This window comes from Streptomyces sp. NPDC127117 (assembly GCF_042677325.1).
In the GTDB taxonomy this organism is placed as follows: Bacteria; Actinomycetota; Actinomycetes; order Streptomycetales; family Streptomycetaceae; genus Streptomyces.
In genome coordinates this window covers 45468-63153 of the sequence record NZ_JBHXTM010000041.1, presented here as the reverse complement: position 1 = coordinate 63153, position 17686 = coordinate 45468, and the positions used below count along the sequence as shown (strand labels likewise).

The following is a 17686-nucleotide window of genomic DNA, read 5'->3' as shown; positions in this document are numbered from 1 at the left end:
CTCGGCGGGTGTCAGGCGCGGTTGCGGTCGGTGGGGCGCCGCCGTGGCCGTGGTGCCGGTACGGCCGGGTCGGCACCGGCCCTCCGGTCCCGCCGCCCGCCCCGTAGGCCGAGCCCCGCCGCCGCGAGGAGGAGAGCGCCGAGCATGACGAAGGGGGCCGCGGTGCCCGCCACCCCGGCGATCAGTCCGGCGGAGGCGGGGGCCGCGACCTGCCCCAGGCGGTTTCCGGTGAGGCGGAGGGCGAGCGCGGTGGATCGGGCCTCCGGCGGGGCGGCCCGGACGACGGTGGTCATCGAGAGCGGCTGCCCGACGCCGAGGCAGAAGCCGAGCACGGCGAGCATCACGGCCAGCACCGCCACGGGGACGGGCAGGGCGATGCCCGCACAGAGCGCCCCGGCCAGCAGGCAGGTGGTGGTGAGCAGCGCGGTGCGGCCGAGGACCCGGAGCATCGGGGTCATCACCAGCCGGCAGGCGATGGTGGCGGCGGCGCGCAGGCTGAGCAGCAGTCCGATGGTGGCGGGGGCGATGCCCCGGTGTTCGCCGACGACGGGCAGATACGCGGTGAGGATGTCGGTCGCGGAGAGCACGGCGAGGCTGATGAAGATCCCGGCCGGAACCCCGCGGGCCCGCAGGATGCGGCCGACGGGGACCTTCGCGGCCGGCTCCGCCCGGTGGGCGGCGGGCGCGGAGCGGCGCTCGATGCGCCGGAGCGAGCCGAAGGAGACGGCGGCGACGGCCGCCGCGACGATCAGGGCGAGTGCGCTGGTACGGGCCATGGCGCCGTCCCGCTCGGAGATCAGATACCCGGCGGCGATCGGACCGATGAGCTGGCCGAGGGAGGCGCCGATGGTGAAGTGCCCGAAGTTGCGGTCCTGTTCGGCCGGGGCCGACTGGCGGGCGACGATCGACTGGGCGCCGATGACGAAGCAGAGGTGGCCCAGGCCCATCACCCCGCTCCAGGCCGCCATCGCGGTCAGCGAGCCGGCCCGGCCGCTCAGTGCGCAGCCGCCCGCGATCAGTACGACGCCGAAGGGCAGCAGGGGCGCGCACCGGCCGTGGTCGGTCCGGCGCCCGAGCGGGACGGCGGCGAAGAGCGGGAGGAGCGCGTACACCCCGGTGATCACGCCGATGGCGCGCTCGTCCGCGCCGAGCGAAAGAGCCCGGTAGGAGACGGCGGGCCGCGCCATCGACACCGCCCCCTGCGCGAAGGCGAAGGCGATGACGAGGCGCAGCAGCCAGCTCCTGCCGGGTTCCTGGGGGGTGCGCACGGTCAGATGATGCCGAACAGGAGTCCGGCGCAGAGCACCACCAGCGAGGTGAGAGCGGCCCATTTGACGGTGAACCTGGTGTGGTCGCCGAATTCGACCTTCGCCATGCCGACGAGTACGTAGACGGCCGGGACGAGCGGGGACGACATGTGCAGGGGCTGGCCGACCAGGGAGGCGCGGGCGATCTCCAGCGGGGAGACGCCGTGGGCGGCGCCCGCCTCGGCGAGCACCGGGACGACACCGAAGTAGAAGCCGTCGTTCGACATGAAGTACGTCAGCGGGATGCTGAGGATGCCGGTGACGATCGCCATGTGCGGGCCCATGCCGTCGGGGATCGCGCCGACGAGCCAGTCGGCCATGTGCTCCACCATGCCCGTGCCGGAGAGGACCCCGGTGAAGACGGCGGCCGCGAAGACCATGCCGGAGACGTTGAGGACGTTGTCGGCGTGGGCGGCGATCCGGGCCCGCTGGTCGGGCATGTGCGGGAAGTTGACGGTGAGGGCGAGGGCCGCGCCGAGCAGGAAGAGCACCGGGATCGGCATCAGCTCCATGATCATCGCGGTGAGCAGGGCGATGGTGAGGCCGGCGTTGAACCAGTAGAGCTTGGGGCGCAGGGTGGCCCGGTCCGGGTCCAGGCCCTTGAAGCCCTCGTCCTCGTCGCCGTCCGTGGCCGGGTTCTCCAGCGCGTCGCCGCCGGCGCCCGTGCCCGTACCGGCTCCGCCGGAGTTCTTGCGGACGCGGACGCCGCCGCCGCCCGCCCCGACGAGCACGGTCTCCGGCTCCGCGGCCGTCCCGGTGGCCGGCGCCTCGTCGAGGGTGAGCATCCCGAGCCGCTTGCGCTCGCGCCGGCCCAGCACGACGGCGAGGAGAAGGACGGCGACCAGTCCGACGCCGAGCGCCGGGATCATCGGCACGAAGATGTCGCCCGCGTCCAGCTTGAGCGCGGTGGCGGCGCGGGCGGTGGGGCCGCCCCAGGGAAGGGTGTTCATGACACCGTTCGCCGTGGCGGCGACTCCGGTCATCACGACCAGGCTCATCTTGAGGCGCTTGTAGAGCGGGTACATCGCCGAGACGGTGATCATGAAGGTGGTGGAGCCGTCACCGTCGAGGGAGACGATGGCGGCGAGCACCGCCGTACCGACGACGATCCGCATCGGGTCGGCCTTGCAGAAGCGCAGGATGCCCCGCACGATCGGGTCGAAGAGGCCGACATCGATCATCACGCCGAAGTAGACGATGGCGAACATCAGCATCGCGGCGGTCGGCGCCAGATTGCCGACGCCGTCGATGACGTAGTCACCGAGCTTCGCGCCCTGTCCGACCGCGACACAGAACAGCGCGGGGATCAGGACCAACGCCGCGATCGGCGACATCTTCTTCAGCATGATCAGGACCAGGAAGGTCGCAATCATGGCGAAGCCGAGGATTGTCAGCATGTGGATACCTATCGCTCACCCTTGAACTCCCACCGGACTCGGCGGTGCGGATGACGTTAGGGCGCGACTCGAAGCGTTAACAAGACGTTGACATGCGAGCAATACGAGCAAAACCCCAGGTCAACACGGGGATCGCGGATGAGGCTCAACGGGCCGTCGATGCCTGCGCCGTCACTCCAGTACGCGTGCCAGATAGGCCCGCAGCATGATGCGGGTCTCCGCGACGATGGCCCGGTCGCCCGACGGGTCGGTGCGGAAGGCGAGTTGGAGGAGGGCGTCGGCGGCCTCGACGCAGACCAGGACGGTGCGCGACAGATCCTCGTCGGGGGCGCCGCCCAGGTGCCCGGCGAGCAGTTCGGCGAGCCGGCCGGCGACCCGCTGGTTGGCGGCGTTGGCGGGGTCGTCCTCGGGGGCCACCGCGCCGAAGTCGACGAGGGCGAATCCGGCCACGGAGCGCTTCATGGCCAGGTATTCGTCCAGCACGGCGTCGATGGCGCTGCGCCAGTCCGTGGCCGGGATGACGGCCAGGCGGGCGGTGATGCGTTCGGCGTAGCTGTCCAGATTGCGCTGGGCCAGCGCGTCGGTCAGTGCGCGCTTGTTGGAGAAGAACCGGTACACGGAGCCGATGGGCACCCCGGCGCGGATGGCCACGGCACGGGTGGACAGCTGCTCGTAACCGGTCTCGTCGAGGAGTTCGGCGCAGGCGTCGAGTATCCGGGCGAGGCGCTCGGCGCTGCGCTGCTGTACGGGGGCGCGGCGGAGGTTCGTGTTCGCATGGGGCACGGGCTCCATGATGCCGTGGGTCTCCTCTGCGGCGGGTGGCCGGTGGTTTCCGGCGCGGCCGGCGGGCGGGGGCCGCCGGTTCTCCGGATGGCCGGCGGGTGCGTGGCCGCCTGTTTCCGGCGCGGTTCTCATGCGATGAGCAGTGACAGGCCGCCGATGGTGTACGTGATCATCAGGACCAGCAGCGGGAGTTGCCCCGCGACGGCGCGGCCGGGCGGGAAGAGGCGTACGGAGCGGTCGTGGGCGGCGATGACGCCGAGTACGTGGCCGAGGACGATCGCGGCGACCTGGAGCGTGGCGACACCGCCGGGGCCCAGGGGCGGCTCGGGCGGGGCCGGATTGTCGGTGCCGAGTGCCACCATGACCGTACGTGGGCCTTCGGTGACGAAGAGTGTGAAGTAGTGGGCGATCAGATAGCCGAGGGCGATCGGTACGAGCGAGTGGGCGAAGGCGGTGAGGGGGTGGTGCAGTTGACCGGAGATCAGCCGGACGGCGCCGGCGCACAGGGTGTAGAGGGCGGCGACGAGGGCGACGGCGCCCAGGAGTCCCAGGGTGGCGGTGGTGGTGCGGCCCAGGGATGAGGTCTGGACGGTGGTGATCCAGGACGGGGCGTCGGAGAAGCCGTCGTAGGCGGTGGAGCCGAGCATGACGCAGACGGTGGCGACGAGTCCGGGGGACTGCGGGGTGGCGTCGAGTCCGTTGAACGGGGAGCGGAACACGAGGCGGCGGTCGGCGGGCCGGCGGCCGAGCGGGGAGAGCCGGGCGAGCAGCCCCGAGTAGACCTCGAAGGCGTCCCCCCGGTCGAACCATCCGGCGCCGTACCGGGCGGCGCCCGCCAGGTGGACGCCGGCGTAGCCGCCGAGGAAGACCAGGAGGGCGTCGGCCGACGCGGGATCGGGGGCGACGAGTTCGAGCCAGGTGAAGGCGAGGAGCCCGGCAGCGGCGGGCCACAGGCCGAGCTGTGCGGGAAGGGGACGTCCCGTGGCGGGGTCGCGCCCCAGTGCGCGGCAGACGAGGAGGTGGACGGTGCGCAGCGGGTTGATCAGCCGCCAGACGGGGCCGAGGAGGAGCGAGGCGGGTACCAGCCCGACCCAGAGGAGTACGTATACGGCGCCGGGGCCCGGGTTGCGGTCCGGGTCGTCGGGGCCGAGGAGGAGCTGGAGCGTGACGTACAGGGCGGCGGCAAGGCCGAGTGCCCGCAGGGCGATACGGGTGGAGCGGGCGTCGGCGAGGTGCTGGAGGCCAAAGGGGACCGGCCGGCCCGCCCGGTCGCCGCGGAACCGGGAGGCGGACCAGAGCAGGCCGAGCGCGAGGAAGGAGACGAAGAGCGCGGCGAAGGCACCGGCGAAGGCGTAGAACGGGGACAGCGGAAGGTCGTGCTGGGCGCCGATGCCGTGGGCGAGGACGCTCACCGCACGACGAGTTGGGTCAGGAGCAGGTCGGACTCGTGGGTCTCGACCTCGAAGAGCCCGCTGCGGTCGGCGGTGAAGGTCAGGGTGACGGTCCTGCCCGCGGGCAGGACGGCCTCCTTGTCGTAGCCGTGGACGTGGAGGTGGTCGGCGCGGTCGCTGCGCACCCGGAGTTCGACGGTCCGGCCCTTCTTGATCTCGGTTCGGCCGGGGGCGGGGCTGACCTTTCCGTGCGTAACGGTGATCTCGACAAGTGTCGTGTCGGGCCGGGGTGTTGCGGAGCCGCTCCCCTCGGGGGCGGTGGCCGCTCCGGAGGGGGCGGTGGAGAGGGAGGTGGTGGCCTGGACGGGGGCGGAGTTCACGGCCCAGGCGGTGTGGTCGTCGGCGTAGAGCCGGGCGGTGAGTTCGGTGCCGCCCTTTCCCGCGCCGCGGACGAGGGAGGCGGGGAGGTGGTACCAGGAGCCGTACACCCGGGCGAGGGGGTGGCCGTCGAGGAACAGCCGGGCGTGGCCGCGCCCGAGGAGCGCGGCACCGCCCACGCTGTCCGGGGTGAACCGGAAGTTCCGTACGGAGAGGTGGACGTTCCAGCCGTCCTCCGAGTCCGGGCGTACGGCGACCGTCACCGAGGGGGCGCCCTCGGCGTCGACCTGGCGCAGCCGGTTGCCGGAGCCGTCGTCGGCGGTGAGCAGCCGGCCGACGCTGCCGCCGGCCTGCTCGTGGCTGGTGCCGGGTTTGTGATGGGTGGTGGCCCGCCCGCCGCAGGCGCTCGCCCCGAACACGAGGGCGCCCGCGGTGAGCACGGTGACCGCGGCCACGACGGGCCGGGCGGCCCGGTGCGGCCGAGTGGCCCGCAGTGGCCTGTGGGAACGCTTCATGACGCGTCTCCTTCCGGGGCGGATGCGGGGGCAGGGGCGGGGTCGGCGGCCTGCGAGGAGCCCGGGGCACCGGACACGTCCGAGGCGTCGCGCCCGCCGTGCCGGGCGGCGGCGATCACGGCCCACACCACCCAGACCACGCCGAGCAGTCCACGCACCCAGGCCGGGCTGAGCGGGATCCACGGGATCATGAACACGGCCTTGTCCACGGCGTCCAGCAGTGTGAGCCCGCCCAGCACCACCGTGGTCCAGCCCAGCCAGGGCCGCTCCCGCCGGAGCACCAGACCGATCCCGGTCCACCACACCCCGGTCAGCAGCAGCGCCAGCGCGGGCACGTAGGAGGCGGCCAGCCCCATCGTCGATCCGGCCACATCGAGCCCGAGGCCGATCACGCCGAGCCCGGTGACCACCGTGGCGAGCCGGCTGCCGCGCAGCCTGCGCCACCACAGCACCCCGCCGACCAGCGCGAGCACCACCGCGACCGTCAGCGCCACCTGCACCTCGATGCGTTCGATGCCCCGCGCTCCGTACCAGTCGCAGCCGGCCGGCAGCCGGCGTGCCTGCACGTTGTAGTCGGCGCAGACCAGCAGTTGAGCGAGCTTGACCGGTTCGCCGACGAGCCGGTCGGTGCGCCCGGTCACCGAGCCGCGCTCGGAGCCGCAGGCCGGCAGGGCCCGAGGGGAGGACGGCCCGGCGTCCGACTGCCAGCAGTTGCCCTCGCCCTGGCCGTCCCACCACACATCGGTGCGGTTGGGCCGGGAGTTGCCCGCCTTGTCCTTGCCGAGGTGGTTGTCCGCGTACCGGTTGTGGTGCGAGGTGTCGGCCTGCTTGGACAGCGCCTCCTCGCCCCGGATGAAGGCGGGGACGGCGGTCAGTACGAAGGCGGCGCGCTTCTGTCCGTAGATCCAGTTGTTCTCGTACCGGTTCCAGTTGCCGCCCGCGGTGATGATCCCGGAGCCGGGCGGCATGGAGATCTGCGGGCAGACGACGCCCTCCTCGTAGCCGCGGTCCACAGGTGGCTTGGCGCAGGTGCCGTCGGCGACGTAGGGGTAGTAGTCGGCGTTGTTGTCGTGGATCAGGTTGCGTTCGAAGCGGGCGTGGTTCTGGGGCAGCCCGGGGTGGCCGGGGAAGGCGCTGTCCATCGAGGCGCCGCCCATGTTGTGGTCGAACTCGTTGTCGTGGACGTAGACGGAGTCGCCCGCGGTGCCGGAGTAGCCGACCATGTTGTGGTGGCTGCGGCAGCCGGTGATCTCGATGGAGTAGCGCGGCACGTCGTAGCCGTAGCCGTCGTTGATGTTCGACGCGCTGCCGGGGTAGATGCCGGAGTCGCCGTTCCCGTACGACTCGCAGTTCTTGTACAGCCCGTGGTCGCTGGCGAAGGTCAGAAAGCCGTACTCGTCGTTCCAGCGGGTGAGGACGGAGTCGATGACGAAGCCGTCCTGGGCCAGGACGTACAGGGAGTTGAAGGTGGTGCGCTGGGCGGTGAAGTTCCGGAAGTAGATGCCGTCGGAGCCGTCCGCGCGGATCGCGTTGAGCTTCTGGTACTTGGCGTCGACGACCACGTCCGTGCGCTCGGCGCCGGTTCCCTCGATCTGGAGGTCCTTCTTGCCGAGGATCGCCACCAGGTTCTGGTTGTGCGGGCACCGCGCCTGCTGGGCGTACGACAGGATCTGGTAGCCGAGCTGGGACTTGGGCGCCTTCAGCCGGGCGCACTCCCCCGTCGGCTTGGGCAGCGAGGGCTCCTCCTCGTACAGGCCGGGCAGGACGGCGATGTTCATGCCGGGCCGGTCCACCGCGTCGACGGCCTGCTGCAGGTGGCGGTAGCCGGACTTCCGGCACCGTTCGAAGAGCTTCAGGTTCCGGGTCCGCAGCGCGTCCGGAAAGCGGGACACCCGGCGCTCGAAGTCCGCCCGGTCGCTCTTGCAGACCAGCAGATCGGGCTCACCCGTGCGGTACACGGGGACGCTGCCGGTGCCGTCGGGCAGGGTGACCGGACGTTCTTCGTGCGCCTGGGCGGCCGGGGCCGCGAGGAGGGCGGCGGCGAGCGCCGCCAGAACCACCAGAAGTCTTCGTGTCCACGACATGTGCGGGAGAGTAGAGCATTGTTCAACTTTTGGAACCCCCCTGCGCACCACGCATTTGAACCGCCGAGCACCCGGGCGCATCACGAATGCCGTTGACTCACCCCGATCCGATTCCTACGGTTACCCATAGGATTCCTTCGGCACCGGGAGCGCACATGGGCGGCATCGAGCAGGCGAGGAAGACGGCGGAAGCGCTGGAGCATTCCGCCGGTTTCGGCAATCAGCACAGCTCGGAGGCGGTCGCGGGCGCGCTGCCGCACGGCCGCAACTCGCCCCAGCGGGCACCGCTCGGGCTCTACGCGGAGCAGCTGAGCGGCTCGGCGTTCACCGAACCGCGCGCCCACAACCACCGTTCCTGGCTCTACCGGATCCGCCCCTCGGCCACGCATCCGCCGTTCGTCCGCATCGGCAACGGCGCGATCCGGACCGCCCCGTTCACCGAGTCCGTGCCCGACCCCAACCGGCTGCGCTGGGATCCGCTTCCCGAGCCCGCGGCCGGGACGGACTTCCTGGCCGGCCTGTGGACCCTCGGGGGCAACGGCGACGCGACGCAGCGCACCGGCATGGCCGTGCATCTCTACCACGCCGATTCGTCCATGACGGACCGGGTGTTCAGCGATTCGGACGGCGAGCTGCTGATCGTCCCCGAGCGCGGCGGCCTGCTGCTCCGTACGGAACTGGGCCTGTTGCGCGCCGAGCCCGGGCATGTCGCGCTGATCCCGCGCGGCGTCCGCTTCCGGGTGGAGCTGCTGGACGCGACCGCCCGCGGCTATGTCTGCGAGAACTACGGCCGGCCCTTCACCCTCCCAGACCTCGGCCCGATCGGCGCCAACGGCCTGGCGAACGCCCGGGACTTCCTCGCCCCGGTCGCCGCGTACGAGGACGACGACCGCCCGGTGGAGGTGATCAACAAGTTCTGCGGAAACCTCTGGTCGGCGACCTACGACCATTCCCCGCTCGACGTGGTCGCCTGGCACGGCAACCACACCCCGTACGTCTACGACCTGCACCGGTTCAATGTGATCGGCTCGATCAGCTACGACCACCCCGACCCGTCGATCTTCACGGTGCTGACGTCGCCGTCCGACACCCCCGGTCTGGCGGGGGTCGACTTCGTCGTCTTCGCACCGCGCTGGCTGGTCGGTGAGGACACCTTCCGGCCGCCGTACTTCCACCGCAATGTGATGAGCGAGTACATGGGCCTGATCGAGGGCGCGTACGACGCGAAGACGGCCGGCAAGGGCGGCTTCGTCCCGGGCGGCGGCTCGCTCCACAACATGATGTCGGCGCACGGCCCGGACCGGGAGACCTTCGACCGGGCCAGCGCGGCGGAGCTGAAGCCGCAGAAGATCGACGACGGCCTCGCCTTCATGTTCGAGACCCGCTGGCCGGTGACGGCGACGGAGCAGGCGGCCGGCGCCGGCCATCTCCAGCACGGCTACGACGACGTGTGGCAGGGTCTGAGCCGCAACTTCCGGCCGTAGGCGACCGACAACCGCTCCCGATCCGGCCCGGTCCGAACGAAAGGCCCCCAGGTGCCTCAGACGCCCAAGATCCCCCCGGGACCGGCCTTCGCACCCGATTCGCTGGTCCTGAACCGCAAGCTGCCGCTGTGGTACCAGGTCTCGCAGTCGTTGCGCGCCTCGATACTGGGCCGCGCCAGGGACGCCTCGGCACGGCTGCCGACCGAGGAGCAGCTCGCCGCGCACTACGGCGTCAGCGTCCTGACCATGCGCCAGGCGCTCAAGGAGCTGGAGACGGAAGGGCTGATCAGCAGGCACCGGCGGCGCGGCACGTTCATCGAGCCGCGCGCCCGCCGGGTGTCGCCGGTCCGGCTGCTGGGTTCGATCGACGCGATCGTGGCCCAGCAGTCGGGCGAGCGGACCGCGGTGCTGGGCCACGGCCCGGTCGCCGTGCCGGAGGAGCTCACCGAGCACTTCCCCGACTGCGCGGAGCTGGTCAGCTACCGCCGGCTGCGCCGCGACGGGGACAGCGACGAGCCCACCAACTGGGCGGAGAACGTGGTGCGTCCCGACATCGCGGCCCGTCTGGACGTCGCCGATCTCGAACGCTGGCCGATGACCAAGGTGCTGCGCGACCGGGTCGGCGTCCGCATCTCGCGCATCACCGACACGGTCGAGGCGCGCCTGGCCGACCCGGCCACCGCCGGACTCCTCGACGTACCGCTGCTCAGCCCGATCCTGTTCTACACGGGCGTGACGTACGACGAGGGCGGCCGGGTGGTCGACGTGGCGCAGATCCGCTACCGGGGCGACCGGTTCTCCTTCTCCGTCACCGTGGAGGCGCACTGACGCACTGCCCTGTGCCACAGGGGCACGGTTACGATGCCCGGGAAGGCGGGCGGACGTGGCGACGGGGAGGACGACACGGTGGCGGCACGGGCGGCGGGCGGCTCCGGTGATGCCCGGGACATGGAGGCCCCGCTCCTGGACGAGCTGATGCCCTGGTCCGTACGGCCGCTGCGCACCGGCCGCCCCTGGGTGATCGCCCCCGACGCCGCCTCGCTGCGGGCGCGCTGGGACCGGCTGGTGCGGGCCCCGGCCGACGAACGCGAGCGGCTGTTCCGGGCGACCCGTTCCCGTACCCCGCATACCCCGGTGGCGGCGCTGCCCGGACAGACCACCGGCACCGGCCGGTTCGCCCGCGAGGAGGGGCCGTGCCCGGAGCCGGTACGGATCTCGCACGGCCCGTTCGACGAGCAGTGGCTGATCCCCGACCACCGGCTGATCGACGCCGCCCGCCCTGAGCTGTGGCGGGTCGCCGACGGCCACCAGCTCTTCGCCGTGGAGCACGGATACGTGCCGCAGGACACCGGCCCCGCCCTGTCCGTGACGGCGCTGCTGCCGGACGGCCACTCCCCCGCGGGCCGGCCCGGCCGGATCCGGCCGCTGTTCCGGCGCCCCGACGGCCGCGAACCCAATCTGGCCCCCGGGCTGCCGGCCCTGCTCCGCGCCCGCCACGGGGACTCGGTGACCACCCATGCCGTGCTGGCCTGGGTGCTCGCGGCGGCCCGCCACTCCCCCGCCGGATGCGTGGTCCCGCTGCCCGCCGACACCGCGCGCTGGACGGCCGGGGTGGAGCTGGGCCAGGAGCTGTTGCGGCTGCAACTGCGGGGTGCCCGCGGCGGGGAGCGCCCACGGCTGCCCGGCGGGCGCCGGCCCTATGTGCGGGCCGCGGTTCCGCCCGTACCGGACGGGCTGGCGTACGACGCGGACAGTGAGACGCTCACGGTGGGGACGGGCCGCATCTCGCCCGTGCCGCCCGGGGCGTGGGAGTTCCGGGTGGGCGGGGTCCGGATGCTGGAGCTCTGGTTCGGGCGGCGGTCGGCGGCCTGCGCGCAGGATGTGGACGGCCTGGAGGCGGTCCGGCCGCACGCCTGGCCCCAGGAGTGGACCTCCCAGCTGCTGGAGCTGATCACCCTGCTCGCCCTGCTCGACGGGCTCCGCCCCCGCCAGGAGGGCCTGGCCGACGGTCCGCGGATCACGGCCGCCGAGCTCCGGACGGCGGGCGTGCTGCCCGTCGCGGCCGCCGCCCGGCGGCCCGCCTCGGTGCTCGGTCATCAGGAGGAGGGCCCGGACGGGCAGTTCGCGCTGCTCTGACGGGACGCCCGGCCCGGCCGCTACCGGTCGAAGGAGTCCAGCACCCGGCCGAGCGCCCGGTCGAAGACCCCCTCCATGTCGATCGGCCCGGGGTCCTCGGCGAATCCGGCCGCCATCCGGGGATACTTCCCGGTCGCGATCTGGCTGATCAGATAGCCGGTGCGCACGGCGTTCTCCTGCTCCTCGGACCAGGGCAGCGACCGGCTGCGCTCCGCCATCGCGATCTCACTGGACGCATAGGTGGTGACCACGCCGTTGACCATCGCGATCAGTTCCATCTTCTCGCCGAACCGCGCGTCCACCCCGTCCAGGCAGCTGAGCGCGTACTCCATGTACCGCAGGGCGTTCGGGCTGAAGCCGTACACGGGTGACATCAGCCGGGGCAGCCAGGTGTGGCGGTGCATCATCGCGCGGGCCTGGCGGGCGAGCGCGACGAGGTCGGCGCGCCAGTCACCGGACGGCTCGGGGTATTCGTACCCGCCGCTGACCGCGTCGAGCATCAGCTCGTGCAGGTCCTCCTTGCGCGGCACGTAGTTGTAGAGCGACATCGTGCCGCAGCCGAGCTCCGCCGCGACCTTGCGCATCGACACCGCGTCCAAGCCCTCCGCATCGGCGATGCGGATGGCGGCCGCCGCGATGTCCGCACGGCTGAACGCGGGCTTGGGGCCCCGGCCCGCACGCTCGGGGCGTGCCCAGATCACTTCGGGTACAGCGGGTCGCCCCACCATCGATCATCACCTCGCCCACCATCGTAGTTACGTACACCGTACGTAGTGCGGTACGGTGGGCGCATGACGACTACGTACGCTGTACTTAGTGAAGGTCTGGAGAAGCGATACAACGATGTCCACGCGCTGCGCGGGCTCGATCTCGCGGTCGCCGAGGGCACCGTCTGTGGGGTGCTGGGGCCGAACGGGGCGGGCAAGACCACCGCCGTCCGGGTGCTCACCACGTTGACGGCACCCGACGGCGGCAGCGCCCTGGTCGCGGGCCACGACGTGGTGCGCGAGGCGGGCGCGGTGCGCGCGGACATCGGGGTCACCGGACAGGACGCCTCGGTCGACGGCGAGCTGTCCGGCCGGCAGAACCTGCGGCTCTTCGCCAAGCTGCAACGGTTCCGCGGCGAGGCGGCACGCACCCGCGCCGACGAACTCCTGGAACGCTTCGAGCTGACCGAGGCGGCCGACCGCCCGGCCCGCACCTACTCGGGCGGCATGCGCCGCCGCCTCGACCTCGCCGCCAGCCTGCTGACCCGCCCGCGGGTGCTCTTCCTGGACGAGCCGACCACCGGCCTCGACCCGCACAGCCGCAACCAGATCTGGGCGGCGGTACGGGAGCTGGCCGGCCGGGGCACCACCGTGCTGCTCACCACGCAGTACCTGGAGGAGGCCGACCAGCTGGCCGACGACATCGTGCTGATCGACCGGGGCCGGGCCGCCCACCGCGGCACCCCCGCCGAGCTGAAGTCCCGCATCGGCAGCTACGCCGAGGTGGTCGTCGCCCATGAGTCGGCGCTGGTCCCGGCGGCCGGCGTGCTCGACCAGCTCACCGGCGCCGAACCGGTGCTCGACCACGAGCGCCGCACCGTGGGCGCCGTCGCGACCGACGCCACGCTCACCCTCCCCCGTATCGTCCGCGAACTCGACGCCGCGGGCGTGGCGCTGGTGGACGCGAGCCTGCGCCCGCCCACGCTCGACGAGGTCTTCCTCCGCCTGACCGACCGCGGCGACGGCCGCACCTCCCCGCCCCTGAAGGAGACGGCAGCATGAGCAGCACGACACTGGTCCACGAGCGGCCCGCCGCGCCCGCCACGAGCACCCCCGTCGCCGATGGCCTGGCCATGCTGGGCCGCCATCTGCAACGGATCAAGGCGGCCCCGGGCGTGGTGATCCTGACCCAGACCATGCCGATCACCATGCTGCTGTTCTTCGGGTACGTCTTCGGCAGCGCGCTGGCCATGCCCGGCCAGGAGTACCGGGCGTTCCTGGTGCCGGGCCTGCTGGCGGCGACGGCGGCGGGCGGCATCATGACCGGGATGTTCCAGTCCGCGCAGGACTGCCATCGCGGGGTGATGGACCGCCTCCGCGCACTGCCGATGAGCCGGCCCGCCGTGCCGTTCGGCCAGACCGCCGCCGATCTGCTGACCACGGCCGTCGGCCTGGTCCCGCTGGTGCTGGTCGGGCTCGCGGTCGGCTGGCGGATCGAGGGCGGCCCGCTCGCCGCCCTGGGTGCCTTCGGGCTGCTGCTGCTGTTCCGTTTCGCCACGTCCTGGGTGGGCTGCTGGCTGGGCCTGCTGATCCGCAACGAGGAGGCGGCCGGACAGCTGGGCAGCGCCACCTTCGTGCTGCCGCTGCTGTCGAGCGCGTACATCCCGACCGGCAATCTGCCGCACTGGCTGCGCATGGTCGCGGAGTGGAACCCGATCAGCGCCGTGGCCGCCGCCGTCCGCGACCTGTTCGGCAACGCGTCCCCGGCCGCCGACGCCGCCTGGCCGGTCACCCACCCGGTGGCCGGGACGCTCGCCTGGTCGGTGGTGCTCCTCGCGGTGTTCGTCCCGCTGTCCGTACGGCGTTACGCGCGCGGCGGCGAGTGACCGCCGCCCGGCCCGTTCACCGGGGCAGCGTGCAGGGCCGGTCCAGGGCGCCGAGCAGACTGATGAAGCTCGACTCCAGGAAGGCCCCGAGCTCGCCCGGCATATCCGGTCCACCGCGCGGCCAGCTGGTCACGGCCTCCTCCGCGAACGCCGTCCAGGCGCGGGCGGCGACGGCCAGCCGCGGCGAGTCCGGCATCCCGAGCCGCCGCTGCCCCTCCGCCACCCGCCGGGCGAGGGTGGCCCTGGTCGCGTCGACGATGTCCTCCACCACGGGGTGACTGCCCGCGGCACCGCGGACCAGGGCGAGATAGACCCTGCGGTGCTCCAGCACGTACCGCACGAAACCGGCGATGAACGATCGCAGCCAGGGAACGGGCGCCAGCGAGGGGTCCGGTTCCGTGGCTGCGACGAAGTCGTCGCACTCCTGCTGCACCACGGCGCGGTAGAAGTCGCGTTTGGAGTCGAAGTAGTGGAAGAGCAGCCCGCGTGAGATCCCGGCCCGCCGCGCCACGTCGTCCGTGGAGAGTTCGTCCAGCGAGCGGTCGGTGAGCATGTCCAGGCCGATGGCGACCAACTGGGCCCGCCGTTCGTCGGGGCTCAGGCGCGCGGCTCGCTTTCCGGACATGCATACAGTCTAGAAGTGCTTCGACGCCGAAGTATTTTCGAGAGCCCCGGCCGTCACCCTCCGACGCCCCGCGAACACACCGAAACGCTGCTGTGGGCCCTGGGGATGACGGGAGGGCGGACAGCAGCGCAGCGCCGGGACGGTGTGGTCACCGCGGCCCCGAGCGGGGGGCCGGGCGACGGACCCTGGCCGGGGAGCCCGGGCGGTGGACCGGTCGAACGGTCGTGACGGGCCGTCGGGTCAGCGGCGGCTGCCGAAGAGTGAACGCCTCAGTCGACGCAGCGGCGCGAACAGCGAGACCCGCGCACTCTTGCTCCGATGACGGTGGGCGGCATCGCGCGAGGTCAGCTCGCGCATCAGCAGGGTCGCCTCCGCAGTCTCCCGCTGTGGCACGGCAGGCCCGCCGAGCACCGCGAGATGGCGGTCGAGGCGCGAACTCGTCGCACCGCTCCCGCATGTGATGGCAGGCACACGCGGCCTGCTCCGCATCGCTATCTGTTCCATGTCACTCCCCACCCGTACGAGGGCACCCGGCCCGGGCAGGTTAACCCTATCGCCCCGCGACGACACTCGTGTATCCCGGTAGCAGGATTACGCACACACATACGGAGGTTGACACCTCGCTCGCGAATCCGCCCGATTTCAGGGCGAGTTGGACAGAACGGAAACGGACGAAGGCACTCCGGCCGTGACTCCGGCCAGGGACCGCCGGCCGCCCCCGCACCCCGCCGGTCGGAGACCCCGGTGGACAGGGGCCTCCTGCCCGCCGGAAGGCCGGACGGGCCCGGCACATGCGTGGTGGCGTCAGGCCGCCGAGTTGAGGACGGGCAGGTAGCCACCCGACTGTCCGGCGGCGGTGGGGTGGTAGGACTCGCCGATGTTGAGCCAGTTGACACTGTGCAGCCAGGCACTGCCGGAGCAGATCTCGTGGCCGGTGAACTTCCCCGCGACATCGGCGAAGGCGAAGCCGTGGTCGGCCGCGCGCTTGGCGGTCGTCGAGTTGAGGTAGTCGGCCGCACCGTTGATCGCGGTGCGCACCTTGTCGCTCAGGCCGACGGCGCAGCTGCCGCCGATCTTGTAGAAGCGCGGGTAGCCGAGGACCACGACACGGGCGGACGGCGCCTTGGCCTGGATGGCCGAGTACACCGAGTCGAGGTTGCCGGGCAGGGTGGTCTCGACATAGCTGCGGGCCGTGGCGATCCGATTGAGGCAGGTGGCCTCCGACTGGAGGACACAGGTGGTCATGACATCGGCGAAGCCCGCGTCGTTGCCGCCGACGGAGATCGACACCAGGTCGGTCGAGGAGTTGAGGGGGCCGAGCTGATTGGCCTTCACATCACCCGAACGAGCGCCGGAGCAGGCGGCGAAGGAGAACGAGGCGGGCGAGTTGGCGGCGGCCCAGAGCGCCGGATACGCCTTGGTGCTGCGCTTGCAGTCGCCGCTGGCGCTGTCGTAACTGCCGGATCCGACACCCGAGGAGTACGAGTCGCCGAGGGCCACGTAGTCGACGGCTGTGGCGGCGTTGGCGGTGGCCGCCCCGGTCAGGGCGAGTACGGCACCGAGCAGGAGCGAGGACGAGAGCGCCGCGAGTCTGGACAGTTTCATGGAACCTCCCTGGGACCGACCGGTGGGATCTCCGCCCGGTCTGCCGAGACCGTGGTAGCAGTACCGGCACCCTCGCCGGAAGTGTGCATGCCAACTTAATTCCGTGATTCGAGTGCCCCTCCGCGCCCCCTTGAGACCGCGTCACCTCCCTGATCACCACCGGGGGTACGGCAGCCACCGGAAAGCGGCCATCACCGGACAAAGGGAGGAAGACAGTGAAACCCGGGTGCGCCGGGTACCCCGGTGCCGGATCATGGGCGCCATGTCCGCCAACCCTGAGTCCGCTCTGCCGATCCGGCTCACCGTCGACGACAGCGATTCCCCGTCAGATGTGGTCGACGCGCTGTTCCTCGGCCGTTTCGCGACGGGCGAGCAGCCGTACTCGCACAGCTCCTCCCTGGAACGCATCAAGGCCGGGGCGACGTTGCTGCCGCCGGCCGCCAAGGTGCTGCGCGCCGCCCGCGACGACGACCGCAGCGCCACCCTCGCCGAGGGCGACGGCTGGACACTGCTCATCTCGCGGTGGAACCGCGGCGCCGACGTCACCGTCACCGCGACCAGCCCGGAGCTGGCCCAGCAGATCCTCGAACGGGCGACGGACGGCGCCCTGGACGAGCCGGAACCCCAGCCCGAGAACGTGACGATGGGCTTCTGGTACGTCTCCCCGCGCCGCGGCCCGCACCGCACCACCCGGCAGATCGCCGCCGGCACCTGGGACGAGGTCCGGGGCAACTACACGGCACCGGTGGCCGATGCCATGGACCGGCTGATGAAGGTGACGCCCGACGACATCGCGGGCCGGCTCCTCCTGCTGCACGGCCCGCCGGGCACCGGCAAGACGTCGGCGCTGCGCACGCTGGCGCGCTCGTGGCGTGACTGGTGCCAGGTCGACTGCGTGCTCGACCCCGAGCGGCTCTTCAACGACGTCGGCTATCTGATGGACATCGCGATCGGCGAGGACGAGGGCACGGCCAAGGGCCGGTGGCGGCTGCTGCTGCTGGAGGACTGCGACGAGCTGATCCGCGGCGAGGCCAAGCACACGGCGGGCCAGGCGCTGTCCCGCCTGCTGAACCTCACCGACGGGCTGCTCGGACAGGGCCGCAACGTGCTGGTGGGCGTCACCACCAACGAGGATCTGGAGCGGCTCCATCCGGCCGTGGTCAGGCCCGGCCGCTGCCTCGCCAGGATCGAGGTGGGGTCACTGACCCGCAACGAGGCGGTGGCCTGGCTGGGCACCGAGGAGGGGCTCGGCCGCGAGGGCGCGACGCTCGCCGAGCTGTACGCGCTGCGGCGGGGCAGCGGTCCCGCGTCGGTGCCGAAGCAGGACGCCGGGGCGGACGCGGGCCTGTACCTCTGAGCCCGCCGGTCCGCCGTCCCGGCCTCCCGGC

16 protein-coding genes are annotated in these 17686 nt (G+C 72.1%); 6 read left to right on the top strand and 10 right to left on the bottom strand.

Features of this window, described 5'->3' with window-relative positions:
* Positions 1-11: 11 nt before the first annotated feature.
* The 6 genes from ACFVH0_RS29445 to ACFVH0_RS29420 form a co-directional block, all read right to left on the bottom strand.
* Positions 12-1274 carry an MFS transporter gene (locus ACFVH0_RS29445; protein ID WP_385825093.1) on the bottom strand — a complete coding sequence of 421 codons (1263 nt, stop codon included), beginning with the start codon at positions 1272-1274 and terminating at the stop codon, positions 12-14.
* Complete coding sequence (locus tag ACFVH0_RS29440) at positions 1271-2704, bottom strand: CitMHS family transporter (RefSeq protein WP_385825062.1); 1434 nt, start codon at positions 2702-2704, stop codon at positions 1271-1273. Before ACFVH0_RS29440 ends, ACFVH0_RS29445 begins: the two co-directional genes overlap by 4 nt.
* Positions 2705-2875: 171 nt before the next feature.
* The gene (locus tag ACFVH0_RS29435) at positions 2876-3496 is read right to left on the bottom strand and encodes a TetR/AcrR family transcriptional regulator (protein ID WP_385825060.1); all 621 of its coding nucleotides are present in this window, start codon (positions 3494-3496) and stop codon (positions 2876-2878) included.
* Positions 3497-3615: 119 nt separating this feature from the next.
* Complete coding sequence (locus ACFVH0_RS29430; RefSeq protein WP_385825059.1) at positions 3616-4899, bottom strand: hypothetical protein; 1284 nt, start codon at positions 4897-4899, stop codon at positions 3616-3618.
* Positions 4896-5771: a hypothetical protein gene (locus ACFVH0_RS29425; RefSeq protein ID WP_385825057.1), complete on the bottom strand. Its 876-nt coding sequence runs from the start codon at positions 5769-5771 to the stop codon at positions 4896-4898. The genes ACFVH0_RS29430 and ACFVH0_RS29425 overlap by 4 nt, the downstream gene beginning before the upstream one ends.
* Positions 5768-7855 carry a right-handed parallel beta-helix repeat-containing protein gene (locus tag ACFVH0_RS29420; RefSeq protein WP_385825056.1) on the bottom strand — a complete coding sequence of 696 codons (2088 nt, stop codon included), beginning with the start codon at positions 7853-7855 and terminating at the stop codon, positions 5768-5770. Before ACFVH0_RS29420 ends, ACFVH0_RS29425 begins: the two co-directional genes overlap by 4 nt.
* A gap of 155 nt (positions 7856-8010) precedes the next feature.
* Between ACFVH0_RS29420 and hmgA the strand changes: the two genes are divergently transcribed.
* Genes hmgA through ACFVH0_RS29405 form a run of 3 tightly spaced genes read left to right on the top strand, consistent with a single transcriptional unit; the run spans position 8011 to position 11475 of the window.
* A complete protein-coding gene (gene hmgA, locus ACFVH0_RS29415; RefSeq protein WP_385825054.1) occupies positions 8011-9339 on the top strand; it encodes a homogentisate 1,2-dioxygenase in 1329 nt (442 codons plus the stop codon).
* 51 nt (positions 9340-9390) lie between these two features.
* Entirely contained in the window at positions 9391-10167 is a 777-nt protein-coding gene (locus tag ACFVH0_RS29410) for a GntR family transcriptional regulator (RefSeq protein WP_385825053.1), read from the top strand.
* A 33-nt stretch (positions 10168-10200) separates the two neighbouring features.
* Positions 10201-11475: a type ISP restriction/modification enzyme gene (locus ACFVH0_RS29405; RefSeq protein WP_385825051.1), complete on the top strand. Its 1275-nt coding sequence runs from the start codon at positions 10201-10203 to the stop codon at positions 11473-11475.
* A 20-nt stretch (positions 11476-11495) separates the two neighbouring features.
* Here ACFVH0_RS29405 and ACFVH0_RS29400 read toward each other — a convergent pair whose 3' ends face one another.
* Complete coding sequence (locus tag ACFVH0_RS29400; RefSeq protein ID WP_385825050.1) at positions 11496-12203, bottom strand: TetR/AcrR family transcriptional regulator; 708 nt, start codon at positions 12201-12203, stop codon at positions 11496-11498.
* Between the two features lie 63 nt (positions 12204-12266).
* On the opposite strand from ACFVH0_RS29400, the gene ACFVH0_RS29395 reads away from it, so the two are divergent.
* Together ACFVH0_RS29395 and ACFVH0_RS29390 are read left to right on the top strand one after the other, a co-directional pair.
* On the top strand, positions 12267-13244 hold the full coding sequence (locus ACFVH0_RS29395) for an ATP-binding cassette domain-containing protein (protein WP_385825048.1): 978 nt from the start codon (positions 12267-12269) through the stop codon (positions 13242-13244).
* 71 nt (positions 13245-13315) lie between these two features.
* Entirely contained in the window at positions 13316-14068 is a 753-nt protein-coding gene (locus tag ACFVH0_RS29390) for an ABC transporter permease (RefSeq protein ID WP_385825091.1), read from the top strand.
* Between the two features lie 16 nt (positions 14069-14084).
* On the opposite strand, the gene ACFVH0_RS29385 is transcribed toward ACFVH0_RS29390, so the two are convergent.
* From ACFVH0_RS29385 to ACFVH0_RS29375, 3 genes are all read right to left on the bottom strand, one after another.
* Positions 14085-14693 (bottom strand): TetR/AcrR family transcriptional regulator, encoded by a 609-nt coding sequence (locus ACFVH0_RS29385; RefSeq protein ID WP_385825047.1) that lies wholly within the window; start codon positions 14691-14693, stop codon positions 14085-14087.
* 240 nt (positions 14694-14933) lie between these two features.
* The gene (locus ACFVH0_RS29380) at positions 14934-15197 is read right to left on the bottom strand and encodes a hypothetical protein (protein ID WP_385825045.1); all 264 of its coding nucleotides are present in this window, start codon (positions 15195-15197) and stop codon (positions 14934-14936) included.
* Positions 15198-15497: 300 nt separating this feature from the next.
* Entirely contained in the window at positions 15498-16298 is an 801-nt protein-coding gene (locus ACFVH0_RS29375) for an SGNH/GDSL hydrolase family protein (protein ID WP_385825044.1), read from the bottom strand.
* Between the two features lie 253 nt (positions 16299-16551).
* Here ACFVH0_RS29375 and ACFVH0_RS29370 point away from each other — a divergent pair, with 253 nt between their 5' ends.
* Positions 16552-17655 carry a DUF5925 domain-containing protein gene (locus ACFVH0_RS29370; protein ID WP_385825042.1) on the top strand — a complete coding sequence of 368 codons (1104 nt, stop codon included), beginning with the start codon at positions 16552-16554 and terminating at the stop codon, positions 17653-17655.
* Positions 17656-17686 lie beyond the last annotated feature (31 nt).